The organism is Fructilactobacillus myrtifloralis (genome assembly GCF_024029335.1).
Classification (GTDB): domain Bacteria; phylum Bacillota; class Bacilli; order Lactobacillales; family Lactobacillaceae; genus Fructilactobacillus; species Fructilactobacillus myrtifloralis.
On the sequence record NZ_CP097116.1, the window covers coordinates 223,876 to 247,233 of the forward strand.

Genomic DNA, 23,358 nt, shown 5'->3' on the forward strand with positions numbered 1-23,358 from the left:
TTTTTATGGTCGTAAATGACGTTGTTGTAAGTAATTTTCTAGTTCTGAACTCAGGACGACCGGTCGCTCGCGTAGTTCGGCAATGTTTTTGACACCAAGCGCGGTGAAAATGGCGCGTAGGCCAAAGCTCCATTCCTGCAACTTGGTAATGGTGGCCTCCACGCCATCGTCGATTAACGTGGTTAAGATTGCACCCGCAATCCCCACGGCATCCGCGCCGAGATAAAGCGCCTTAGCAATTTCTAGGGGAGTAGTAATTCCACCAGCAGCGACAATTTGCAAATCGGGAACCGCCTGGGCCTCGTATAACGATTGCACGGTCGTTAAGCCCCAATCATTGAAGTCGGCCAAATCTTTATGGGGGCGCCGGAAGTTTTCAATTTGGGCAAAGTTAGTCCCCCCGTGCCCGCCTACGTTAACGGTTTGCACGCCGATGGCTTCAAGCTGGCGGAGAGTGGCTTGATCCAAGCCGAAGCCAACTTCTTTAACAATCACGGGCACCTTGACCTGCTCCACAATTTGTTGCAAATTAGTCAGCCAGTGAAAATCACGATCGCCCTCTGGCATGACCAGTTCTTGGACCACGTTGATGTGCACTTCTAAGGCATCTGCTTGCAGTAAGTCGACCACGGTCTGCGCCTGGGTGGGGGTGACCCCCGCCCCGACGTTGGACAGTAAAAATCCCGTGGGATTAACCTCGCGGGCGACCGTAAAGCTGGGGAGGGTAGTTTTGTCGCGTAGCGCCACGCTAGCGCTTCCTAATGCCAGGGCAACCCCAGTCGCTTTAGCCACTTCCGCCAGTTGGTGGTTGAGCTTCTGCGTGTACTTACTGCCCCCCGTCATGGCTTCAATGTAGAAGGGGAGAGCAAACTGATGGCCAAGGAAGGTCGTGTTGAGCTCAATCTCTGAAACGGCCACCTCCGGCAAGCCATTTGGAACGAAATGGAGGTCCGCAAAGCCAGCTGTCGAAGCCTGGTGAAACTTTTTGGCTAGCGACACGTGTTCATCTTTTCGGTGTGATTGACGATTAGTCACTGGGTTCTCCTTCGTAGTTATAAATCGCGAGGTTTAATGGTTCAATTCCCGCCCGTTGCCAAGCAGCTTGGAGGCCGGCAATATCGTAGTTGGCTTCGATTAACACGATCCCACAGTCTCCGCCACCCGCACCGGAAGTTTTGGCGGCACCGCCAAAGTGATCGGCAATGTCAATTAACTTCGTTAGTTGGGGCGTTTCAATTGTGACGCCAGCTAGGGTACTCAATGATTGGAGGAGCTGACGATTCCGGTTGATATTTTGCATGATCAACTTGCTGTTATTCTGCCGAAATCCGTTGGTGATTTCACGGACGCATTTATTACTTTCATGCAAAAAGCGTTCGTACTGAGGGCCATGCTTTCCCTTTTTTAGTTCTACTTTATCGATTAAGCGGGACGTGGAAGCCGGCGAGCCGGTCCAGCCCACTAAAAAGCGGAGCACGCTCGGGATCTGTAAGGGAGTGATCTCTAAGCGGGGCCACTCCAATTTCAACAGTTCCGGGAGGGCAATCTTATCTCGGAATTCAGCTAACCACTGGCGGTCAAAGGAACTATATGTAATTAAGCCCCCAAAGACACTCGACGCAACATCACCGAGTGAACCGTTCCCCTGAACGTTGAAGTGGGCAATTGCGGCCAACTTAAAGAGTTGGACTTTGCTCAACGAGAGCTGGTAGAGCTGACAGAGCGCCTTAATGGTCGCCACCGTCACGGCAGCGGATGAGCCCAGTCCATACTTTTTCCCAGTCCCACTGTCTAGCTCACTGTTGACGCTTAGGTGGTACTTTTGAATTGGTTTTCCCAATGCTTGGACGTAATCTTCGGTTACCTGGATGGCCGCAATAATGTATTGAAAGGGGTTATCACGGTCATCTACAATCATGCGCGAGTTAACCCGTTCCCAGTGCACGCGATGGTTTTCGTATTGTTGAGAAGTAATTGAGCACCGCTCTTGATTTTCCGCAATCGTGACCGTTACAAACCGATTAACGGCGGCAATAATGGCTGGGTTCCCGTTCTCAACGACGGCGTATTCACCTGCCAAATAAAGTTTTCCCGGGGTGCTTGTTGTAATCAATGTTAGTCTTCTTTCTAAGTAAGGTATTGGATGCCAGGTCCGGGAGCAGCGACGACCAGTTGATTGGCTCCAAAAGCGGGGGTTAGCGCTGCTAAGACCGCGTTGAGGTGTTTCGGTTCCACTAAGACCTTGACGTTTGGTCCGGCATCCATCGTAAAGTAGCAGGGAATTCCAGTTGCTCGCAGTTGGTGAATCAACCGCATGGCCTTTAACGAATCAGCGTCAAAGTAAGAAAAATCAGGTGCTGCACTCAGGGTCAACGCGTGCATCCGCATCGCATTTTCCTCGGCAATCGTGCCTAAGCAATTGAAATCCCGGTTACTAATTGCCATTTTAAGCTTTTTTAAGTCGTGTTTGCAAAGCTTTTCCCATTCGCGGTAGTAGGGTGAGGTCGTTTGCGAACGCTTCATCCCCACGGAGCTACTGATTTGTTTTTGCCGTTGGTTTACCAAAATCGCGATCACGTTGAGGTTCCAGTAGTCGGCAGGCGCAACCTGCGTAGCAAAGGAGGTTCGGTCTCCAAAGCCCTTGTGCCATTCGACAAACCCGCCATCGATGGACCGCGTCGCAGAACCAGATCCCCGCCGCGCTAGCCGAGAGAGTTGTTTGTGATCTAACTGTAAGCCACTGGCCCGACTAGCAGCCGCAGCGAGGGCGGCAAACCCAGAGGCCGAGGAAGCTAGTCCAGCAGCGGTTGGAACGTTGTTAACCGTGGTAACCTGCGCTTTGCTACTAATTCCGGCTTGGGTGCGAACAAGGTCCAAGAAAGTTGTAATCCGGTGGGCGGCCGGGCCTTCCAGGGCGGTCCCGTTCAAACTAATCTGGTCTGCAGGTAGTTGGTCATCGAAGGTAACACTGGTGTCTGTATAAAAGCGATCTAAAGTGAGCGAGAGGCTGTTGGTAGTTGGTAACTTTAACGCTTCGTTAGCTTTGCCCCAGTATTTGACGAGGGCAATGTTGGTATGCGCCCGGGCCTTAGCATGGTTTTTCATGATAAATCCTCCTGTGGGTTTAACTCGTGTAGACTTTGAATCCAGGTTTGGGTGGCACCGTGTTCTGTGAGGGCCTTTGCAACGGTCTGTGCTGCTGCTCGAGTTTCCGTAAGGGCAATGATGCAACCGCCTAGGCCACTCCCGGTTAGTTTAGCGCCCAGCGCCCCGGCGGCATGGGCAGCTGTGACCAGTTGGTCAATCTGAGGGGTGCTTACGCCTAACGCACGTAAAATGGTCTGCGCCGCGGTTAAACTGTGCCCGGTGGCCAGTAAATCTTGTTGCTGGAGTTCCTGTTTGACGCGTTCGGTTAATTTTCCCAACTGTAAAATCAGGTCCTGGCGTTGCTGATCCGCGGTTAAAAACTGGTGGACCTGCTGCACTGCCGTTTTGGTATCACTAGCTAAACCGGTATCTGCAATAACCAAAAACCCCGTTAACGGGGGCTGAAAGTCAATAAATTGTTGCTCTTCAAACAAAATGGGATGGGCAACGTTTACCGTTTGGGCGTCGATGCCACTCGGATTACCATGGGTAATGTGTTCTTCGATATCAGTATAGGCGGTCAACGTTTCCCGCGGGAGGGGCGTTTCAAACAATGCAAAGTACGCCTGCGTAATCGCACTGGCAATCGCGGCTGAAGACCCCATCCCTCGTCCTAGCGGAATGGTACTGTGAAGCGTCAGGTGGGTCGGGATGGATTGCGGATTTAGCTGGTGCTGGAGGTGGTGGAGCAGGGTCGCCACGCCCGCCATGCGTGGGGGTAACTCGCTGACCGGTCCGGTATAGTACTCACTGGTAATTGAAGAAACTGGAGCGTTAGTAGTCTTGATGGTTGCGGTAACGGTCGCTTGGGGAACCGGGAAGACAATGGCCGGTTGCTGGTAAACGGCACTGTGTTCGCCTAAAAAGATGACCTTAGCATGACTCTTGCCAGTTGCTGTTGTTTTCATTTCAATCGCTCACTTTCTTATCAATGTTATTTTACCATAGTCGTTTCTAAACTTCGTCCTTGAACTTGGGAGTCAATGTCCCGTTATAGCGTGATTTGTAGTAAAATATGCATAGTTAGAAACGAAAGTAGGCCGATACCGACATGAAAGCAAATTCAAAATATGCTGTGGTTGATATGGAAACCACGGGAACTGATTTACAACGTGGCGACCGCATCATCCAGTTTAGTGTCAGTTTTGTGCAAAACGGCCGACAAACGGGCGCCTTTTCCACTTACGTCAACGATGGGGTTTCCATTCCTAGTGAAATCACGGCCTTGACCGGGATTGACCAGGCAACCATTGCGAACGCCCCGAGTTTTGATCAATTGGCTCCCAAAATTTATCAAATGTTACAGGGGACCGTCTTTGTGGCGCATAACGTCAACTTTGATTTTCCCTTTTTAAATCATCACTTAGAACGAGTAGGGTATCCAGCGTTAGAGATTGAAGCGGTGGATACTGTGACTTTGAGTCAACTCTTTTTCCCAACCTTGGGTAGTTACCGACTCAGTGATCTCAGTCGGCATTTTCAAATCAATCATCACCACCCGCACTCGTCAGCGAGTGATGCGGCAGCGACGGCGCAGCTCCTGCTAAAAATTAGCCAACAAATCACCAAGCTTCCCCGGCAAACGGTTCAGTCCGTGCTCGATTTAGAGCTCAATCTGCCCCAGCAGACGACCCAGTTCATTCGGGTCAACTTCGAAGCTATGGGTCAGCCGAGCCAGCAGTTACCGGCTGATCAGGTGGAACTAGAGGGCTTAGTGTTAAAACGGCATCACCGAAAAACGGTTGAAAATCATGACCGGTTAACCAAGTTTCCGTTAGCTAAAAAGCAGAAAGAACGGGTTTTTCGGAGCCACTTTGAATGGCGGCCGTCGCAAAGTAAAATGATGAATTTAGTGTATCGTAATTTTGCCGATACCAAGCAGCCCGCGCGGAATTTGTTAATTGAAGCCCCCACCGGGAGTGGGAAAACCCTGGGTTACTTATTTCCCCTCGCGTTTTTGTTGCAGTCCGGGAAGACAGCGGTGATTAGTACCGCAACGATTAACTTGCAAGAGCAATTGCAACACGTAGTCGAGCGGGATCTGAACGCGGGCTTTGGGTTTCACGTCCAAGCCGTCGTGTTAAAAAGTCGCCGGCACTATTTAGACTTGTCCCGGTTTGCAACGGCCCTCGTCGCTGATGATTCAAATCAACTCTCCCAGTTTAGTAAGGCACAAATCCTAGTCTGGTTGACGCAAACGACAACCGGAGACTTAGACGAATTGCATATCCCACAAAATGCGGCCATTTTACAGCAGGTCAACTACCAGCGAGAGCCGCAGTTAGCGGAGAGTGAATTTGGCGAGTACGACTTTTGGCACTGGAAAATGCAGCAAGTTGCCACGGCTGACGTTGTGATTGTGAATCATCACTACCTGAATCAAAATGCGGCGGAAGTGGCCGCAACTTTAGGTGGGCAACCGTACTTAATCGTGGATGAAGCGCAACATTTACCAGAAGTGGCCTTTGCAGCGCAACGGAAGCACTGGTGGCTGGGGGGAGTTAAAACCAACGTCGGTCGGGTTAAAAATGATGTTTTTCAGACCCACGAACGCAACCTGGAAGAGATCATTAGCACCCATCCAGACCTGCGAGGGCTCCTGAAACGGCTGATGCACCAGCTGACGCAATTAGAAACGGTTAATCAGGAACTAATTCAAACACTCCTGACCACTTTACACGTGCGCTTACAACCACAGGCGGATGTCGTTCGAATTCCAGTCGACCGGCTGGTTAAATTTACCACCCAGGCGCAACCGCAGTTACAAAAACAGGACCAATTAGCAACGCAACTGACCCTACGCTTAACGTCCCTCAACCAAACTTTGGGGCAGGGTGAGGGGCAGTGGGTGGCCTCTGAATACGAAACGTTTTTACGGTTTAACGAACACGTGCACGCCGTCCTGCAGGGGGTTAGTGAGCTCCAGCAGCTGGTGCATGAAGTAAAACCCCAGTCGGTCGCCGATGGATTTTGGTTGCGGTACGGAGCCGATCATGATCCGAATAACATGCGGTTAGAATGGGCCCAGTTTGATACCAGTACCCGGTTACAAAAACAAATTTATCAATCCTTTCAACCTGCAATTTTCACGGGGGCCGTTTTATTTACCTCCAAAAAGTCGCAGTACATTTATGATCAGCTTGATTTGCGACGAAGTACAACGCGGATGAAGCGGCTGCCCACGGACTTTGATTACCAAAAGCAGGTCCAGCTGATGATTGCAGACCAAATGCCACTGCCTCCTGCAACAGAAAATGAGGAGTACGTGGCGTTTCTAGCCAATTCCATTCAAAAAATTTATCGAGCCGCGCCCGTTCCGACCTTAGTCCTGTTTAATTCCTTAGAGTTAATTCAAGCGGTCCACGCAAAACTAAAGGGACAACCTGGACTGGGGATGCTCTTAGCCTCAGGCATTTCTGGGAGTCAGAGTAAGATCATGCGGCGAGCTGTTCTGCACCACGCCCCGATTATTTTGGGCGCAGCTGGATTCTGGGAGGGTGTTGACTTTCCGCCACACTATCTCAAATCAATCATAATTCCGCGGATTCCCTTTGCTGCGCCTGATAGTCCGGTGATGCAAGCGCGATCCGCTTATCTTAAACAACAACAAAAGAATCCGTTTACCAGTTATTCGCTCCCGCACGCCATCATTACCATGAAACAGGGGATGGGCCGGTTACTACGCCGCAGTGATGACAGTGGAATTATTACCATCTTGGATAATCGGATTTTAACCAAGCGGTACGGAACCCAAATTTTAACGGCCATCGAAGAAAATCTTCAGGCTCATACGGGATCAATTAAAGCAATTCAACAGCAGCAAAAAGAATTTTTAGCAAAGCACCAGCAGGATCATTGATTTGCTATAATAAACGCAGAATGGTTAGGGAAGGAATTTAGACATGCGAGAACGAAGACAACGAAAATTTAAACTACAACGCCTATTGAGCTGGGTGGGGGCGTTCCTCGTCGTGGTGGTCCTCGCGTTGGTAATTATTATGTTTATCGCTAAATTACCGCAAAAACAAACGTTAAAGAGCGCTACGAACCTGGCTGAACAACACGCCCATTTTCACGACGTCCAAAAGACTTACAAAGCCAACCTCAAACGACCTTATTACACGGTGGTTGGGAAGAACCAAGCAAACCAACCCGCCTATGCCATCGTTAGTAGCGATTTCAAACACATTCGCGTTATGAAAAAAACCGATGGGATTACGGCCGAAAATGCCAGTGCAATTGCGCAACGTCGGGTAGCTGGGGACGTTACCAACGCTGGGTTATTGATCTACCGGAAGCAACCGACGTGGGTAGTAACCTTGCAAAGCAAACACCAGGTTCATTACGTGCTAGTGAACTTTAAGACCGGAAAGGTCGTTAAAACGCTTAATTTATAGGGGAGCGATTCAACATGAGCACCACATCTTCACTAGCTAAATACTTAAATTCCGGATCAATTAACGTATCCGGTTTTTTATTAACTAATTTAGCTAACCTCAACATTAGTGGCACAGAACTAACGATGTTGTTAGAACTTCAGTACTTTCGCAGCCAGGGGGACCGGTTTCCAGCGGCAGAGACTTTAGCAAACGCCATGGGGATCAACGAACCGGCGGTGTATGATTTATTGCACCAGTTGGTGAGCAAGAAATTGATTAGTATTACCACCAGTGCCGACGAAAAGGATGAGTATAGTTTTGCGCCGTTAGTGGCCAAACTAAACGAATTACTGCAACAAGTTCCGGATGAGCAGCAGCCGGGATCGACACCACCAACTAGCGAGACGGCCACACCACAAACGAGTATTAGTGACCGCGAGCAGACCTTTAAAATGATCAATCATGAATTTGGCCGAATGTTATCGCCAATAGAATTAGAAACAGTCACGGCCTGGTTTGACCAGGATCATTATTCCGCGGAGTTGATTCAGTTAGCCCTGCGCGAAGCCGTCTTAAATCAGGTGTATAACCTCAAGTACATGGACCGCATTCTGCTAAACTGGGACAAGCAGCACTTACAAACCGCCGCGCAGGTGGAGGCGCACCGAACCCAACGCCAGGAAAAACAAGCCACGGGGACGGAACAACCGCTCCCCAAGGTGCCGCTCTTTAAAATTAAGAAGGATCAATAACTCCGACCAACTAAAAAAGCGGCGACAAAGGAAATCTTTGTCGCCGCTTTTTTATTACCGCTTATTTAGTCCCAGCCGTAGGTTGAGGCTGGTTCGCAGTTTGATTATTCCCACCTTGGTTATTCGCAGGGGCGGTTTGGTTATTAGTCCCAGTCGTTGGTTGGGAATTATTCTGTTGCTGACTGTTCCCACCGTTATTAGGGGCTGGTTCTGGATTGGTTTGTTTCTCATTGTTGTTCGTTTGCGGAGTGGCTGCTGGTTTTTGTTCGTTATTAGCCGTGGTACCGCTGTTGGTATTTTTATCCGTAGTTTGTTCTTCCTGTTTATTTGGTTGATTATTCGGCAGGTTGACAACGGCCTTATTATCAGCAGTTTGACCCGCTTGCGTATTGTTCTTAATTACGTTTTCCTTCAGGTCGCCTGCATGGCCAGCAATGTAGTACTGAGTTTGGTTATCAACCTTGGTCTTAACTACGTTGGCTGGTTTCGTCCAGTTGTCGTTTGGCAAGTCCTGGGAAGCATTTTGCATGATTTCCTTATAGAACAGCTGGGCAATTTTGGACTGCGATTGCGAAATGTAGTGACCTGGTTCTAACGGTTTATCGTACCCAGTCCAAACTGAGAGCGAGAGGTTCTTGGTGTAACCAGTAAACCAAGAATCCATGCTGGAGTTTTCTGGCACCGAACTGAGCCAATCATCAGGATACTGAGTGGTTCCGGTCTTTCCGGCCTGGTTTAAGCCGGGAATGTTAGCCGCCGTCCCCGACCCCTTTGGATCAGTCATCACACCTTTCAGCATGTCCGTGATCATAAAGGCCGTGGATTCAGACATCGCTTCTTTTCCGCTCGGTGAGTAGGTCTTGGTTTCGCCCGTTGGGGTTTCGACCTTTGAAATGGCATAGGGTTTGTAGTAAGTTCCACCGTTCGCAAAGGCGGCGTAGGCAGCGGCCTCTTGCTTCGTTGAAATGTAAGCTCCAATCCCGTTTTGCAGGTTCAGCGGTTCTTTAAAGCTCATCCCTAAGCCGTTCAAGAATTCGGTTGCCCGCGGGACTCCAACTGCTTCCAGGGTGCGAATGGCAGGAATGTTCCGCGACTCAACGAGTGCTTGTCGCATGGTCATGGTTCCTTCGTATTTATTATCGAAATCATGCAGTTGTCGATTAGTGCCAGGGTAAGTATATGGCGTATCTTTAACTGGTTGGTAGGTTGGATAATTTAGGTACTCAATGGCAGGACCATAATCCATGAGCGGCTTCATGGTAGAACCACTGGAATGGTCCGTTTGGACGGCTCGGTTTAACCCGAACTGAATGTTTTGCTTCCGACTACCAAGCATTGCTACGATTTTCCCGTTATTCGGGTTCGTCATCGTGGCTCCGATTTGAAAGTCATTGTTAGGGAAGTTTAAGCCTGAATTATCATCGTTTGCTAGTTGATACATCTGTTTCTGGGTATCCATATCAATGTTTGTATAAACTTTGTTGCCGGCGTTTAGTTTGTAACCCTTTTGATTCATTTCTTGCAGAACTTGCCCGATGTAAGCATCTGCGTACTTCTCATCTTTTTGCGTTGGCGTTTTATCAACGTTTTGTTTATCAATGCCCGCCTGAACGTCTTCTTGTTCGGCCTGATTAGCTTGTTTTCTGGTAATGGCTTTGTTTTTCACCATTGCTTCTAGAACTTGGTTTCTCCGGGACGTAGCGTATTTCGGATTATGCACTGGATTGTAAGCCACGGGAGCTTGGGGAAGACCAGCCAGCAGGGCCGTTTGGGCCAAATCCAGTTCACTCAGAGGTTTGTGGTACATTACTTCGGAAGCCGTTTGCATTCCGTACGCATTGTTACCCATATAAACTTTATTAATGTAGAACTCTAAAATTTGTTGCTTGCTGTATTCGCGGTTTACCTTAGTGGCTAACCAGGCTTCTTGCGCCTTCCGTTTTATGGTTTGGTCAGACGCTTTGGTAGAAAAGACGGACAGTTTAACCAGTTGCTGGGTTAGGGTACTTCCTCCCTGTAATCCGCCACCGCCAAAGAGATTATTAACGGCCGCACCGGCGATCCGGACGGGGTCAACCCCCTTATCGGTGTAAAAATGCCGATCTTCAACCGAGATAATCGCGTTCTTCATGTTTTCAGGAATATCCTTTTGTTTAACATAATCGCGATTTTGCATTCCTAACCGTGAGATGACCTTTCCATTGCGATCATAGATCGTCGTGGAGTTATCACTAGACAGGGTTTTATACGAAATGTTGGGGGCAGTTGAGGCATAATAAGTAAAGACCCCACATCCCACTAGAAAAAGCACAACGAGGAAAAACAGCACCCACATGGTGATTTGAAAAACGGGGCCCCGTTTCTTCTTGCGATTTTTCTTTAAACGACTATAAACTTCATCGGAACTCATGCTTATTCTCCTTTATTCTTATCAATAATTGCTTGGACCGCATCGAGATAGGGAATTAACGGGTTAATTTTAGGTTTAATCAGGTACGCCGTGGTGGCTAATTCTGTTCTTGTAATCGATTTTCTCCCCCCGTTAAATTGCCGTTCCCAAAATCGGAATAAGTCTGGGCCGTTTAACAAGTATATTTCATTTTTCCGCACAAAGCGAATTAAAGCAAAACAAATGCCCCCCAAATCAGCACAACTTTGCATGTGCTGAATTTGGTGGGGGTGGAAGTTGGCTAACGGAAAGGAATGGAGGTTGGTCGTTTCCTTGGCATCAAAATCAAGGTAGTAACCGGCATAAATCCCATTATAATCGGTGGTTGAGGCTTGTTTAAAGTAGGCTTCTTTGATGACCGCTGCACTTCGTTTGGGATAATCAACGTTCACAATCTGAATCGGGGTGGGCTTTTTATGGACTACCGCGATTTGTTGTGCTTGATAAAATTGATTACTTTGATTAATCTCGGCTTCAAGTGACATCCCCCGGTCCCCATGGACCGTGGTGGAGTGGGGTTGTGCTCTATGGTTGGCAGTGAAAGTTTGAAAGGGACGTCCATTCGGATAATTGATTGTCAAATTAACCTCCTTATAAATTGAGCAATTAATTTGAAGCGTGGTATATTACAGATGATGGTTCCATTATAGCAATTTCAACCGATGAATAAAATTATACTAATTCAGGTGACTTTATGAGTAGACAATGGATAACGGGATATCGTAGTTATGAATTAGGGGCCTTTGACGAGCAAAGTCCCAAGGTGCAAATCATTAAACGAGCACTACGAGAGCAAATGGTCAATTTAATTGAGAATGGCTGCGATTGGATTATTACTGGAGCCCAACTTGGCACGGAACAGTGGGCAGTGGAAATTGCTGCCGACTTAAAAACCACCTTTCCAGGCCAGTTTCAGATTGCTGTCATGCTTCCGTTTGCAGAGTTTGGTTCCCAATGGAATGAGAATAATCAAATGCGACTGCAACACGTCCTGGCATTAGCTGACTTTTCCACCACGGTGAGTCGATCAGAGTACCATAGTCCCCAACAATTAAAGAATTACCAGCGGTTCATGTTAACGCACACTGACGGGGCACTGTTACTCTATGATTCTGAAAATGAAGGGAAGACACACTATGACTTAGGCGCAATTCACCAGTTTCAGTCTGATCATCCCTATGTGTGTCAATTGATTGAGTTTGACGATTTACAGGAAGTCGCCGATCAGTACGAAGCCGAAAGAAATGCTGAATTTTCGGAATGATTGTGTTATAATGTGATAGTTACCAAACGATAAGAGGTGCAGATTATGGATAGCATTAACTTTACTCCCAAAGATATTTTGCAAAAAGAATTTCGGCAAAAGATGCGGGGTTATGATCCAACTGACGTCGATTCATTCCTAGATGAGATTATCAAGGACTATGAAACCTTTCAAAAGGAACTCGACGACAAGGACCAACGTATTGCTCAGTTAGTTGCTGAAAACAACCAACTGAAAGCGCAACAAGTAGCGCCAACGCCCCAGGCTACTCCAGCACAGCCCCAACCACGCTCAAACACTCAGGCGCAGCCAACTGCTTCTGAGAGTCAAGCAACCGACAGTACGACGCTCGATATTTTACGCCGGTTGTCGAACCTGGAACAACGGGTGTTTGGTGACGGATATCACGGATAGGTGTTAATTGGTGTAGGTTCTGAGTAATCGCGGTCAGCAATCGCTGGCTGAGGAAAGTCCACTCTCGCACAAGCTGCGATGCTTGTAGTGTTCGTGCCCGGTGAAAAAATAAGCCGAGGGATTGCAAATGCAATTACGGCGAAGGAATTGGCTACGGCTTTGGCTATGCCTTAGTACTTCCTAAGGTGCTATAGAGACGATTAATTCAAGAAATTGAATTACTGGAACGCAGTAAACCCCGCGAGCGGGAAACCCAAACTTTGGTAGGGGAGCTTTACACACGGAAATTGAACTAAGTGTAGGGCAAGAATCAAATGATTCTTGAGATAGATGATTACTACTCGATTGTTAGTCCTGATCTTTCAATTGAGCACAAAACATGGCTTACAGGAGCCTACACCAATCAGGATGAGTGGGTTTTTTCCCACTCTTTTTTTATAGAATTAGAAAGGACAACGCATGCAAACATTTAAACTGATGGCTACCTGTGCGGCGGGAATTGAAGCCGTAACTGCCACGGAATTAAAGCAATTAGGTTATCAAGTCGAGGTTCGCAATGGGATGGTGCTGTTTACCGGAACGGTTGCAGACATCATTAAAACAAACCTCTGGTTACGCACTGCCGATCGGATTAAAATCATCGTCGGTGAATTTGAGGCGCAAACGTTTGATGATTTATTTGAAGGAACAAAAGCATTACCCTGGGAGCGGTTAATTCCGATGGATGGCCAATTTCCGGTGGCCGGTCGGTCGAAAAAATCGCTGTTGCATAGCGTTCCCGACGTGCAAGCCATTACGAAAAAAGCGATTGCCACTAAACTGGCCACTTTTTATCACCGGCGCACGCGCTTACCAGAAACTGGTGGATTATATCCATTAGAAGTGCGGATTGTGAAAAACCACGTCGTAGAACTTTTAGATACTACGGGACCGAGTTTGTTCAAGCGGGGGTACCGGATTGCAAAGGGGGAAGCCCCGTTAAAGGAAAACATGGCCGCAGCGTTAGTGTTGTTAACGAACTGGCATCCGGAGACGATGCCGTTTCTAGATCCAATGTGTGGTTCCGGAACGATTCCGATTGAAGCCGCGATGATTGCTCGCAACATCGCCCCCGGCAGCAAACGGTCCTTTGCATTTGAGGCCTGGGATTGGATTAGTCCCGATCTCGTAGCCACAGCCCGTACCGAAGCCCAAGCTGCCGTAAAAGAGCAAGGGGCGCTCCAGATTCAAGCTTCCGATGTAAATGGTGAAATGATTAATCATGCCAAGGTGAATGCCGAAGCCATGGGGCTGTTACACGACATTCAGTTTAAACAACTCGCCGTCCAGGATTTTCATACGGACGAACGTGATGGCGTGGTCGTTACAAACCCGCCCTACGGACAACGACTAGGGGATCAAGCAGCTGCTACGAAGCTCTACCAGGCGTTGGGAATTGTCTTTCGGCCTTTAACCAGTTGGTCAAAGTACTTCCTTACCAGTGATTTGAACTTTGAAGTAGCCTATGGAGAACGGGCAACCAAACGACGCAAGTTGTATAACGGCCAGATCAGAACGGACTACTTCCAGTACTGGGGGAATAACCGTTAAGGAGGAATCGCCTACGAAACGCATTGCAATTATTGGGAGTGGCATCGTTGGAACTAGTGCAGCGTACTTTTTAAACCACTGGACGAATCATTCCGAGGTTCAAGTAACTGTTTTTGATGCAGGAACCGGGCAAGCTACCCGGGCTGCAGCGGGGATTATTTCACCCTGGCTGTCCAAACGACGCAATCAGAAGTGGTACCACCTTGCGCGGGCGGGAGCAGAAGTCGTTGCTGAGTTGGCAACGACCACAAAGATGGATCAGTTAACCTACGCCCACAATGGCACCATCATTACTAGAAAGAATCCCTACCAACTAGCAGAATTAGTGGAACTTGCGCAGGCCCGCAAGGTTGATGCTCCGCAAATGGGCGCACTAGTGCCACTTAGTCCTGCCCAAATCCGACAAGCACTCCCAATGTTAACGAAGCTCACTACCCCGGGGTTATTTGTGGGGGGTGGCAGTTGGATGGATGGCCAACGATTTTGCCAGCACCTGTTGGCTAGTTGTAATTCACAATTAGAGCTAGTTAATTCCCAAGCGGTCCAGTTACTAGATGAGCACCACTTAAAGCGTGGCGCGACCACGCAGGCTTTTGATAAAATCATTGTGGCAACGGGGGCCTGGACGAAAGCGGTCTTAGCTGCTTTGCACGTGGAAGCGGACGTTCGGCCGCAAAAGGGTCAATTAATTGAAATAAAATTAGCCCAACCAACTTTACCGAAGCGCCCCGTTTTAATGCCCGAAGCAGAAGCAGACTTGATTCCAGTTGCACCAGACCGGCTAATCGTGGGCGCAACCCATGATGATGAGGCCGGGTTTGACCTCACGACCACCACGCAAGCAACTACCGAGCTACTTGCCACGGCGCAACGGTTCATGAGCGGAATTAGTCGGAAAAATGTTATTCTAGAAAGGGTTGGCACCCGGGCGTACACACCTGATTACGGCCCGTTTGTAGGCTCCGTTCCCGCGCATCCCGATGTCTTAGTGGGCACGGGCTTAGGTTCGTCGGGGTTAACGACCGGGCCGTTGGTCGGAAAGTTGCTAGCAAAGCTGGCACTAAACCAACCAGTCGACCTTGCTTATTACAGTAAACCAGTCACTAATTATTTACGTTCTGAGTGATGCAGGGCTTGAAGGGCTAACTGGTGGGCGCCTTTATTTTGTTGTTCTGGGATCCAATTCACAAACACAAGGGAAAATGGTGCTTGTAACTGATGAATCTGATCAACGTAGTGTTGATAGTGTTTTGCATAATTTTTATGCAGACTATCGGAAACGATTTTACTGTCCGTGTAGTAGTTAACGACCGTTGTGGCTAATTCAGCCCGCGTTAGTTTAGCGGTTAAAGTGCTAAACGCGAGGATGCAAGCTTGAAATTCGGCCTCATGATTATCAGTTGCAGTTAGCAAGCGTTTTACCTGATATTGTTTGTGATCTACAATCATTAAAATACCGGCACTACTGGCCTGCGTTTGAGGCCGTTCCGCGGCATCAGAATATAGTTTTATGTACATGACAATCTCCATTCGTAAAGGGTGTTTTTTATGATAACGCAGAAAAGAAAATTTTTATATCAACCGCAACCGACGACTAGCGTCATTTGCTGGAGTTGGACCGTCATTGTTTTGTTGGTGGGAGTCATTATCTGGCTAGAAATTACCCAATTTCAAAACATTACGTTGGCCTTTTTCATTGCCTTTGCGGGTTTAACTTGGATCCAAATTTACTTTCGTAAGTTGTTGGTTTGGTCAGATACAATTGAGATCCGCCAGGTTTTAAATCCCTTTGGCAAACAGTTGAGTTTACAATCGATTTCACGGGTCCAAGCTCATCGCAATAGCATCGCCTTTAATGCGGGCGGGCGGCGGTATAAATTCCTCTTACCGGCGAACTCGGTAATTGAGCTCCAAGAATTATTGGGTCAATTCGGAAAACAGGAGGACGACCATGCGAGCTAAAGCGGGGGTCCGCAACCTGCTCTTAACGCTGGCGGGGATTTTGGGCCTCATTTTACTTGATCAGTTAGTTAAACACTGGGTTCGTGGTCACATTACCGTGGGCGGACACCGAACCGTCATTTCCGGGCTACTTTCTCTCACTAATCTAACTAATTCTGGAGCAGCCTGGAGTTTTTTGGCGGGTAATTCCTGGATATTTGTAATCATTGCGGTCGGAGCAATTGGGGTGTTTGGATGGTTCCTCTTTCAAAGTCGGTCGGAACCGGGCTTGTTAGTGGCAGTGGGCCTAATGTTTGCTGGAACGGCTGGCAATTTAATCGATCGGTTACAGTGGGGCGCAGTCACTGATTTTATTCAGTTAGATTTTCTGCAATTTCCCATCTTTAACCTAGCAGATTGTTATTTAACCATTGGCGTTATTTTACTGTTACTGCACTTGCTCGTAAAGGAGAACTAATGGAAACACGGCAGTTTACCGTCGAACAGCCTACGGAGCGTTTGGATAAACTAATTGCGGAGCACTTTCCGGATTTAAGTCGCTCACGAGTGGTCAAGCTCATTAAAAACGGAGCTGTTGTAGTGAACCACCAGGTGGAAAAACCGAAGTATCAGCCACACGTGCACGATGAGATTACCATTACGATTCCGACACCGCAGAAGTTGGACTTGGAACCAGAAGCGCTTCCCCTCGATGTTGTTTATGAAGATGACCAAGTGCTGGTCGTTAACAAACCGCAGGGCATGGTGGTCCATCCGGCTCCGGGGCATCCGAACCATACGCTGGTGAATGCGCTGTTGGCCCATACTAACTTGGCCACCATTAATGGCACCATTCGTCCGGGCATTGTGCACCGAATTGATAAGGACACTTCCGGGCTTTTGATGGTAGCCAAAACGGACGTCGCCCAACAATCATTGACCCAGCAACTAAAGGAAAAGAGCAGTCGGCGTAAGTACCTCGCCCTGGTGCACGGGCAGATTAAGGAGCCGGCCGGAACAATCTCAGCTCCAGTGGGACGTTCCCCCAAGGACCGCAAGAAGCAGGCGGTGGTTGCAAATGGTCGGTCCGCGGTGACCCACTTTAAAGTGCTGGAACGCTTTGGGAGTGACTACACCCTCGTTGAGTGTCAGTTAGAAACGGGACGGACCCATCAAATTCGGGTTCACATGCAGTACATCAACCATCCACTTGTCGGGGATCCATTGTACGGACCCAAGAAAACCATCAAGGGGCACGGTCAGTTTTTGCACGCTGCCGAATTAGGCTTTCAGCACCCCACGACGGGTGCGGAATTAGATTTTACCAGTCCCGTTCCGCCGATTTTTCAAGCAACCCTAACCACGTTAAAAAAGAAGTATAGTACTTCGCATTCAGAGGAGGACATTTCGCATGAACAATGAAAAAGTTGTCTTAGATAGTATGTCAATGCAACGAGCTTTGACCCGGATTACGTATGAAATTATCGAAAAAAACAAGGGCGTTCAGAACCTGGTGTTGATCGGGATCAAAACGAGAGGGGTTTACCTCGCGAACCGAATTGCCAATCGGTTGAAGAAACTCGAAAATACCGATGTTCCGGTGATTTCCTTGGACATTACTAAGTATCGGGACGACCAAACTACGAAACTGACCGATCAGACGGTGGCCGAAAACGTGGTGCCAATTGACAATCAAAATGTAGTACTCGTCGATGACGTTCTCTTTACCGGCCGGACCGTACGGGCAGCGCTTGGTGCCATTAACGAAATTGGCCGGCCCAAACGAATTAATCTGGCGGTCTTAGTGGATCGGGGACACCGGGAACTTCCGATTCGAGCTGATTTTGTGGGCAAGAACATCCCGAGTTCCAAGCACGAAACCATTAAAGTATTAGTTTCTGAAATTGATGATCGCGACGGAGTGGAAATCAAACAAAAGTAGTGATTACTCCAGGTGAGGAGGTACTTCCATGGTAAAACGCTATTTATTGCTCGACGATGGGACGTCCTTTGCCGGCGAGGCATTCGGAGACTTAACCAGTACCACGGGTGAATTAGCCGTCAATACGAACTTGAACTATTATCAAGAAGCACTAACTGATCCAACTTATCACAACCAGATTGTGACCTTTTTACAGCCCTCGATTGGCAACATTGGGATTAACCCCAAAAACTATGAATCCATTTTAACTTCGGCCAAGGGAATCGTGGTTCATCAGAGTGAGAACATTTCTTTTTCCCAACTAAAAGACTTATCGTTAGATTCCTTTTTAAAGGAACGCCACATTCCGGGAATTTGCCAAATTGATACCCGCCAGTTACAAAAACACGTTCGCGAGCACGATATCAAAAAAGCTAGCATCGTGAATACGAACGATGCGCACGCGTTTGACCAGTTGCAGGCGGCCGTGCTTAGTAACCAACAAATCCAAGCGGTTGCCACCCCGAAACCATACTTAGTTCCCGGCAGCGGGGTCACGATTGTCGTGATTGATTTTGGGCTTCGTGAGTCCATCATCCGGCAGTTGGCCAAACTTAACTGTAATATGATCGTAGTGCCGTGGAACACGAGCTTTGCGGAAATGAAAAATCTAGATCCCGAGGGGGTCGTATTATCGTCTGGTCCGGGCTCGCCAGCAGAAATTGATGCGGAAGTGATTGAAAACATTCAAACCATCCAACGGCATTTACCGTTGTTTGGGATTGGACTGGGTCACGAATTAATTGCCATTGCCAATGGGGCTAAAGTGGCCCGCATGTCCATCGGGAACTACGGAAGCAATCATCCCGTTCGCAAAATCATTACTAACGAATTGATTTATCCTAACCAGTCCCAGGACTATGCCATTGTGACTGACTCCATCGCTTCCGATAAGTTAATTGTTACTTACAAGGATTTAATTAACGGGACGATTCAGGGGATCAGAAGTCGTGATTATCCGACGTTCTCCGTCCAGTTTTCTCCGGACGGATCTGGTGGCATGGTTGATGGGTTTGACCTATTTGAAGAATTTGTTGAAAGCATTCTCGCACACAGGAGGATGGCACATGAAGCACATTAAAAAAATCTTGATTATCGGTGGCGGACCATCTGATATTGATCATGAAAGTGAACAGGATTCGGCTGCTTTTCAGGCGATTTCGGCTTGGCAACGGCTGGGAATTGAAACGTTTGTAATTGACAATAACCCTTATTCCTTATTGTTGCAGGAGACAAATGATGACCATACCTTTGTGCAGAGTCTAACGGCCAAAAACGTTGCCCGAATTTTAAAAACGCACCACATTGATGGCATTACGCCGATCTTTGGAACCAAAGCGGCCCTGACGGTCGTCCAGCGGTTGATGAAAAACCAGGTGCTCCAAACGTTACAGGTCCAATTACTCGGGTTGAATGCGACGAACCTCAATTTGTTTGGAACGGAAGCCGAAGCGTCCGAACAAAATACCGCGCTAGCTAATCGACTGGCTGAAAATAACATTCCGATTGTAGCGTCGCGGATTATTAGCGATTTTTCGGAATTGCGGAACAACCTGGAAAAAATTCAGTTTCCGATTTCGGTCAAACCACTAAGTACCAACAAGAAGCGGCAACGCCGGATCTTTAAAAACATGGAAAGTCTTAATAATGAGATTGATGACCTGTTTCAGGAGTCTCCTGATCAGAAACTGTCACTAGAGCGCGAAGTCGGAAATTATCAAGAAATCGGCATTGTCGCGATTCGGGACGTGGAAGGGAATAAGATGTTGATTTCTTCATTGGAAGATATGAATCCGGTGAAGATTAACGCAACCGATTCCGTGATTTTTACCCCGGCCCAAACGCTCAATGATTACTATCTAAAACGGCTCCGGTCGCTTACTTTCGAAGTACTTGATTGTTTAGGAATTAAGGGAATTTGTCACCTTCAATTTGCGGTGAATGCTGCAAATGATGAGGTGTATGTCTTGAAGGTGAACCCGGTCTTTAACTCCGAAACGGCCCTAGCCGCCAAAGCTACCGGGTACCCGTTAGCAAAGGTTGTGGCCTCATTATTGCTTGATATTCCGCTAACCGCGGTGGAACTCCCACCACGCTTTAATCCGTTAACCACCATCTTACAACCGTTAAGTGATCACATCGTTGTCAAAATGCCGATTTGGTCATTTGACTACCTTGATATGGCTGATAATCACCTTGGTCCGCACGCGAAAGCGACGGGCGCGGCCATTGGGGTAGGTCGGAGTGCCGAGGCGGCCTTAATGATTGGCTTACGAAGTTCGCAACCCAGTCCGCAAGATGTTTTACCGGAATATTCTGACCTCAGCGAAGATGACCTGATTGAACAGTTAATTCATCCAACTGATCAACAAATTTTGATTTTGTTTGAAGCCGTGCGACGGGGTTACTCTGCCAGTGACTTGAGTGAGCTCACTAAGATTGACGAATTCTTTTTCGTCATTATGAGCAACCTGTTGGCGGTGATTAACCAGGTACAAACCCATCCTTGTGATTCGCAAGCGTTATTAATGGGAGATCGGTATGGGTTTGGTAATGGGATGTTTTGTCATTTTTGGAACGTTGATAATGCCACAATCGTGGCCATGCAACAAGAATTGCCTCGTTCCAAAACCTATAAAATGATTGATCCCACAGCTGGTGAATTCCCGGAAGCCATTAACTCGTTTTATGGCAGTTATGAGTTTGAAAGTGATACGAGCCAGTTAAGTAACCAAAGTGCGCTGGTAATCGGGAAGGGGCGAAATCACCTCGGTCCGAATACCGCTGCTGACACGTATACGGCTGAGATGTTGATTCAACTGCATAAGTTAGGATACAAAACGATTATTCTCAATAATAACCCGAACTCGGTTTCACTGATTCCTGCAATCAGTGATAAGCAGTACATTGAGCCGGTTCAACTCGGTGAGATTTTAAATGTGATTGATCTGGAAAAACCCAAGTACGTATTTTTGCCTGGGAATCGTCACTTTTTAATTCGCGAACTACAAAAGTTACAAGGAACCTTTAAGTTAATCGTATTACCACCAGATCAAGAAACCGGAACGATTTACCAAGACCGAGCTGATTTTGCGCTGGACGTCTTAGTAAGTCCCCAGGCTATTATTCCCATCTCGACGGTTGGTTTTCGTGCTCAAATGGAGGGGGCTGGGAACCAACTGGAGGAACAAACGAGCTATTACGTGCCGTATGCAGAGCAGCAACTCGACGTGCCGCGGTTGGAACAGTTAGCAACTGCTGAAATTAACAGGCATCCGTTAACCGGACTAATTCAAGTTCTCTTTACAATTGACTCCGACGGTAACTACGTGGTTACGGGGATAACCCCGTTACGAATTACGGAGACCATTTTCCTAAATCAAGTGACAGAAATTAATTGGATTCGGGTGTTAATGCAAATGTACACTGGTCATTTTGATCCGGAACAGTTACGGAAACGGCTTCCCCGAATCAATGCAGCAGGGCACTTTGCCATCATGCAGATTACATTTCCGTTCAAGCATTTGGGGATTAACAACGTCCCCAAACGCCGACGGTATGAGATTGGTGCTAAAATTTCGTTTGGAAATAGTCTGAATGATTCTACCGATCACCTCTTAAAATAATAAAAAAACGGATTTGTATGATACAAATCCGTTTTTTTATTGAGCACTGTTACCGGTGGGTCGCGTTGCGCCGCAATTGTTCGACTAACTGAGGATCGGGAGTAACGTAGACCGTTTTTTGCCCCGTATAATGAACGAGTCCCGGTTTGGCCCCGTTGGGCTTTTTAACCCGTTTGACGGGCGCATAGTCAACCGGAACGTTCGCAGAATCACGTGCTTTAGAAAAGTAGGCGGCTAGGTTGGCTGCTTCTAAAATGGTTTGGTCGCTAGGGTTAAAACTGCGAATAATCACGTGGGAACCGTGGATCTTTTGTGTATGCAACCAGGTTTCCCGTTTATCAGCAGTTTTTAACGTGAGTTGATCATTTTGTAAGTTATTTTTCCCCACCAAAATGACGGTTCCATCGGAAGCAACGAAGCGTTCCGGTTGGCTCACGTGCACCTTTCTCGGTTGCTTTTTGGTCTGACGTTTTAAGTAACCAGCTTGTTGGAGTTCCGTTTTAATGTCTGCCAGGTTTTCGGGACTGGCCAACTCAATTTGACTTTCAATCGCTTCAAAATAATCGATTTCTGCTTGGGTCCGCTGCATTTGTTCGGTAATGTATTGGCCGGCATTCTTTTTCTTCTGAAACTGCTTAAAGTACCACTGGGCATTTGCAACGGGGGAGAGCTCTGGTTTCAGGTTAATTTGGAGGGGATGGTTATTATCATAGAAATTCGGCAGTTCAATGCTGGTCATCCCCGGGTGAACCTGTTGCAGATAAGTCATGAGGACCTCACCTTTAATCCGATACTGATCGGCATTGGTTGCTTCTGTAGCATCCTGCGCTAGCCGTTTAAGCTTTTTCCGATTCTTTTTTAACTCCGTTCGGGTGACTTGAATTAATTGGGCTCCTTGTTCGCGAACCCGTTCACGCTGGACCTTCGTCTGGAAAAAATGATCCAACAGCACGCTTAAAGAAGGGAAGTGATGGTCTGTTTCCAGGGGCGGGTAGGGGAAGGGGGCAAAGCCTAATTTTCCCTGGGCCGAGAGGGTGGTGACCGGATCTGGAGTTGCAAACCGCTTCCAAAAATCAGTGTAGTTAGTGGCCAGCGGTTTGCCTGCTTGGTGGAGTGCTTCAGCTAGTGCTAATGAGGTATCCGAACCAAGTCCTTGTAAGGTTTGGCGTAGCTCTGTTGCTAGACTCTCCACGTTGGGAAAATCATGCTCTAATTGTTCAATGATGCTAAAATCGTGGAGTTGAAACGGATTAAGCAAGTCCTGGTGGGGTGGATTTACGTATTTAGAACCAGGGAGGAGGGTCCGATACCGATTTTTATCGGGACCAACGCGCTTGATGGCATCAATGATGTTACGATCGTGAGCTTCTACCAAAATGATGTTACTGTGGCGGGCCATAATTTCAACAACGACCACCAATTCTTCCAGGTCACCAATTTCATTACGCGTGTTGATGTGCAGGTGGACCACCCGGTCATTATCAACCTGATGAATCTCCTTAATGAAACTTCCTTGCAAATGTTTGCGTAGCGTCATGGTAAAATTGTTCGGTACTTTCGGATTCTGAAAGGGAACTTCCGTGGTTTGGATTCGAGCGTAGGTAGGATTGGCCGATAACAGAACTTGTTGATTCTGTTGCTGGGCGCGGACCGTCATGATGATTTCATGTGGGTACGGTTCACTAATCTTAGTAATCCGGCCGCCCGTTAGTTTAGTTTGTAATTCGTTAACCATAGCATGGGTAAAGGAACCATCAAATGACATAACTTGTCTCCTTTGAAATTTAACGTTATGTTAAGTATAACTGATAATTT

21 protein-coding genes and 1 other RNA gene are annotated in these 23,358 nt (G+C 47.6%); 14 read left to right on the plus strand and 8 right to left on the minus strand.

Annotation, left to right across the window (positions count from 1 at the left end):
• Positions 1–3 precede the first annotated feature (3 nt).
• Genes fni through mvk form a run of 4 tightly spaced genes read right to left on the minus strand, consistent with a single transcriptional unit; the run spans position 4 to position 4,055 of the window.
• Positions 4–1,035, minus strand: a complete 1,032-nt coding sequence (fni, locus tag M3M35_RS01235; RefSeq protein WP_252750211.1) for a type 2 isopentenyl-diphosphate Delta-isomerase — start codon at positions 1,033–1,035, stop codon at positions 4–6.
• On the minus strand, positions 1,028–2,113 hold the full coding sequence (locus tag M3M35_RS01240; protein ID WP_252750212.1) for a phosphomevalonate kinase: 1,086 nt from the start codon (positions 2,111–2,113) through the stop codon (positions 1,028–1,030). The genes fni and M3M35_RS01240 overlap by 8 nt, the downstream gene beginning before the upstream one ends.
• 14 nt (positions 2,114–2,127) lie before the next feature.
• Positions 2,128–3,105 (minus strand): diphosphomevalonate decarboxylase, encoded by a 978-nt coding sequence (gene mvaD, locus M3M35_RS01245; protein ID WP_252750213.1) that lies wholly within the window; start codon positions 3,103–3,105, stop codon positions 2,128–2,130.
• The gene (gene mvk, locus M3M35_RS01250) at positions 3,102–4,055 is read right to left on the minus strand and encodes a mevalonate kinase (protein WP_252750214.1); all 954 of its coding nucleotides are present in this window, start codon (positions 4,053–4,055) and stop codon (positions 3,102–3,104) included. The genes mvaD and mvk overlap by 4 nt, the downstream gene beginning before the upstream one ends.
• A 143-nt stretch (positions 4,056–4,198) precedes the next feature.
• Between mvk and M3M35_RS01255 the strand changes: the two genes are divergently transcribed.
• Genes M3M35_RS01255 through M3M35_RS01265 form a run of 3 tightly spaced genes read left to right on the plus strand, consistent with a single transcriptional unit; the run spans position 4,199 to position 8,278 of the window.
• Positions 4,199–7,006 (plus strand): helicase C-terminal domain-containing protein, encoded by a 2,808-nt coding sequence (locus tag M3M35_RS01255; protein ID WP_252750215.1) that lies wholly within the window; start codon positions 4,199–4,201, stop codon positions 7,004–7,006.
• Between the two features lie 43 nt (positions 7,007–7,049).
• Positions 7,050–7,544 carry a cell wall elongation regulator TseB-like domain-containing protein gene (locus M3M35_RS01260; RefSeq protein ID WP_252750216.1) on the plus strand — a complete coding sequence of 165 codons (495 nt, stop codon included), beginning with the start codon at positions 7,050–7,052 and terminating at the stop codon, positions 7,542–7,544.
• A 14-nt stretch (positions 7,545–7,558) separates the two neighbouring features.
• The gene (locus M3M35_RS01265; protein WP_252750217.1) at positions 7,559–8,278 is read left to right on the plus strand and encodes a DnaD domain protein; all 720 of its coding nucleotides are present in this window, start codon (positions 7,559–7,561) and stop codon (positions 8,276–8,278) included.
• A 61-nt stretch (positions 8,279–8,339) separates the two neighbouring features.
• On the opposite strand, the gene M3M35_RS01270 is transcribed toward M3M35_RS01265, so the two are convergent.
• Complete coding sequence (locus tag M3M35_RS01270) at positions 8,340–10,688, minus strand: PBP1A family penicillin-binding protein (protein ID WP_252750218.1); 2,349 nt, start codon at positions 10,686–10,688, stop codon at positions 8,340–8,342.
• A gap of 2 nt (positions 10,689–10,690) precedes the next feature.
• Complete coding sequence (gene recU / locus M3M35_RS01275; protein ID WP_252750219.1) at positions 10,691–11,308, minus strand: Holliday junction resolvase RecU; 618 nt, start codon at positions 11,306–11,308, stop codon at positions 10,691–10,693.
• 113 nt (positions 11,309–11,421) lie between these two features.
• On the opposite strand from recU, the gene M3M35_RS01280 reads away from it, so the two are divergent.
• From M3M35_RS01280 to M3M35_RS01300, 5 genes are all read left to right on the plus strand, one after another.
• Positions 11,422–11,991 carry an SLOG family protein gene (locus M3M35_RS01280; RefSeq protein WP_252750220.1) on the plus strand — a complete coding sequence of 190 codons (570 nt, stop codon included), beginning with the start codon at positions 11,422–11,424 and terminating at the stop codon, positions 11,989–11,991.
• A gap of 45 nt (positions 11,992–12,036) precedes the next feature.
• Positions 12,037–12,405, plus strand: a complete 369-nt coding sequence (gene gpsB / locus M3M35_RS01285; RefSeq protein WP_252750221.1) for a cell division regulator GpsB — start codon at positions 12,037–12,039, stop codon at positions 12,403–12,405.
• A 15-nt stretch (positions 12,406–12,420) separates the two neighbouring features.
• An RNA gene (gene rnpB, locus M3M35_RS01290) (RNase P RNA component class B) lies at positions 12,421–12,797 on the plus strand.
• 67 nt (positions 12,798–12,864) lie between these two features.
• Complete coding sequence (locus M3M35_RS01295) at positions 12,865–13,995, plus strand: THUMP domain-containing class I SAM-dependent RNA methyltransferase (protein WP_252750222.1); 1,131 nt, start codon at positions 12,865–12,867, stop codon at positions 13,993–13,995.
• Complete coding sequence (locus M3M35_RS01300; protein ID WP_252750223.1) at positions 13,910–15,121, plus strand: NAD(P)/FAD-dependent oxidoreductase; 1,212 nt, start codon at positions 13,910–13,912, stop codon at positions 15,119–15,121. Before M3M35_RS01295 ends, M3M35_RS01300 begins: the two co-directional genes overlap by 86 nt.
• Here the strand turns inward: M3M35_RS01300 and M3M35_RS01305 are convergent.
• Positions 15,103–15,513 (minus strand): ribonuclease HI family protein, encoded by a 411-nt coding sequence (locus tag M3M35_RS01305; protein ID WP_252750224.1) that lies wholly within the window; start codon positions 15,511–15,513, stop codon positions 15,103–15,105. The genes M3M35_RS01300 and M3M35_RS01305 overlap by 19 nt on opposite strands.
• A 30-nt stretch (positions 15,514–15,543) precedes the next feature.
• Between M3M35_RS01305 and M3M35_RS01310 the strand changes: the two genes are divergently transcribed.
• From M3M35_RS01310 to M3M35_RS01335, 6 genes are read left to right on the plus strand one after another with little or no spacing between them, the layout of a single operon-like run.
• On the plus strand, positions 15,544–15,957 hold the full coding sequence (locus tag M3M35_RS01310; RefSeq protein WP_252750225.1) for an EbsA family protein: 414 nt from the start codon (positions 15,544–15,546) through the stop codon (positions 15,955–15,957).
• Positions 15,947–16,414 (plus strand): signal peptidase II, encoded by a 468-nt coding sequence (gene lspA / locus M3M35_RS01315; RefSeq protein ID WP_252750226.1) that lies wholly within the window; start codon positions 15,947–15,949, stop codon positions 16,412–16,414. Before M3M35_RS01310 ends, lspA begins: the two co-directional genes overlap by 11 nt.
• A complete protein-coding gene (locus tag M3M35_RS01320) occupies positions 16,414–17,358 on the plus strand; it encodes an RluA family pseudouridine synthase (RefSeq protein WP_252750227.1) in 945 nt (314 codons plus the stop codon). The genes lspA and M3M35_RS01320 overlap by 1 nt, the downstream gene beginning before the upstream one ends.
• Positions 17,348–17,878, plus strand: a complete 531-nt coding sequence (gene pyrR / locus M3M35_RS01325; protein WP_252750228.1) for a bifunctional pyr operon transcriptional regulator/uracil phosphoribosyltransferase PyrR — start codon at positions 17,348–17,350, stop codon at positions 17,876–17,878. Before M3M35_RS01320 ends, pyrR begins: the two co-directional genes overlap by 11 nt.
• Positions 17,879–17,906: 28 nt before the next feature.
• Positions 17,907–18,998 carry a carbamoyl phosphate synthase small subunit gene (locus M3M35_RS01330; protein ID WP_252750229.1) on the plus strand — a complete coding sequence of 364 codons (1,092 nt, stop codon included), beginning with the start codon at positions 17,907–17,909 and terminating at the stop codon, positions 18,996–18,998.
• A complete protein-coding gene (locus tag M3M35_RS01335) occupies positions 18,985–21,543 on the plus strand; it encodes a carbamoyl phosphate synthase preATP-grasp domain-containing protein (RefSeq protein ID WP_252750230.1) in 2,559 nt (852 codons plus the stop codon). The genes M3M35_RS01330 and M3M35_RS01335 overlap by 14 nt, the downstream gene beginning before the upstream one ends.
• A 49-nt stretch (positions 21,544–21,592) precedes the next feature.
• Here the strand turns inward: M3M35_RS01335 and M3M35_RS01340 are convergent, their stop codons facing one another.
• Positions 21,593–23,308: an Rqc2 family fibronectin-binding protein gene (locus tag M3M35_RS01340; protein WP_252750231.1), complete on the minus strand. Its 1,716-nt coding sequence runs from the start codon at positions 23,306–23,308 to the stop codon at positions 21,593–21,595.
• Positions 23,309–23,358: the final 50 nt, after the last annotated feature.

Coding starts and splice junctions, on each gene's coding strand:
- mvaD (WP_252750213.1), bottom strand. CDS start 3,105: ATGAAAAACCATGCTAAGGCCCGGGCGCATACCAACATTGCCCTCGTC.
- mvk (WP_252750214.1), bottom strand. CDS start 4,055: ATGAAAACAACAGCAACTGGCAAGAGTCATGCTAAGGTCATCTTTTTA.
- M3M35_RS01255 (WP_252750215.1), top strand. CDS start 4,199: ATGAAAGCAAATTCAAAATATGCTGTGGTTGATATGGAAACCACGGGA.
- M3M35_RS01260 (WP_252750216.1), top strand. CDS start 7,050: ATGCGAGAACGAAGACAACGAAAATTTAAACTACAACGCCTATTGAGC.
- M3M35_RS01265 (WP_252750217.1), top strand. CDS start 7,559: ATGAGCACCACATCTTCACTAGCTAAATACTTAAATTCCGGATCAATT.
- M3M35_RS01270 (WP_252750218.1), bottom strand. CDS start 10,688: ATGAGTTCCGATGAAGTTTATAGTCGTTTAAAGAAAAATCGCAAGAAG.
- M3M35_RS01280 (WP_252750220.1), top strand. CDS start 11,422: ATGAGTAGACAATGGATAACGGGATATCGTAGTTATGAATTAGGGGCC.
- gpsB (WP_252750221.1), top strand. CDS start 12,037: ATGGATAGCATTAACTTTACTCCCAAAGATATTTTGCAAAAAGAATTT.
- M3M35_RS01295 (WP_252750222.1), top strand. CDS start 12,865: ATGCAAACATTTAAACTGATGGCTACCTGTGCGGCGGGAATTGAAGCC.
- M3M35_RS01300 (WP_252750223.1), top strand. CDS start 13,910: ATGGAGAACGGGCAACCAAACGACGCAAGTTGTATAACGGCCAGATCA.
- M3M35_RS01305 (WP_252750224.1), bottom strand. CDS start 15,513: ATGTACATAAAACTATATTCTGATGCCGCGGAACGGCCTCAAACGCAG.
- M3M35_RS01310 (WP_252750225.1), top strand. CDS start 15,544: ATGATAACGCAGAAAAGAAAATTTTTATATCAACCGCAACCGACGACT.
- lspA (WP_252750226.1), top strand. CDS start 15,947: ATGCGAGCTAAAGCGGGGGTCCGCAACCTGCTCTTAACGCTGGCGGGG.
- M3M35_RS01320 (WP_252750227.1), top strand. CDS start 16,414: ATGGAAACACGGCAGTTTACCGTCGAACAGCCTACGGAGCGTTTGGAT.
- pyrR (WP_252750228.1), top strand. CDS start 17,348: ATGAACAATGAAAAAGTTGTCTTAGATAGTATGTCAATGCAACGAGCT.
- M3M35_RS01330 (WP_252750229.1), top strand. CDS start 17,907: ATGGTAAAACGCTATTTATTGCTCGACGATGGGACGTCCTTTGCCGGC.
- M3M35_RS01335 (WP_252750230.1), top strand. CDS start 18,985: ATGAAGCACATTAAAAAAATCTTGATTATCGGTGGCGGACCATCTGAT.
- M3M35_RS01340 (WP_252750231.1), bottom strand. CDS start 23,308: ATGTCATTTGATGGTTCCTTTACCCATGCTATGGTTAACGAATTACAA.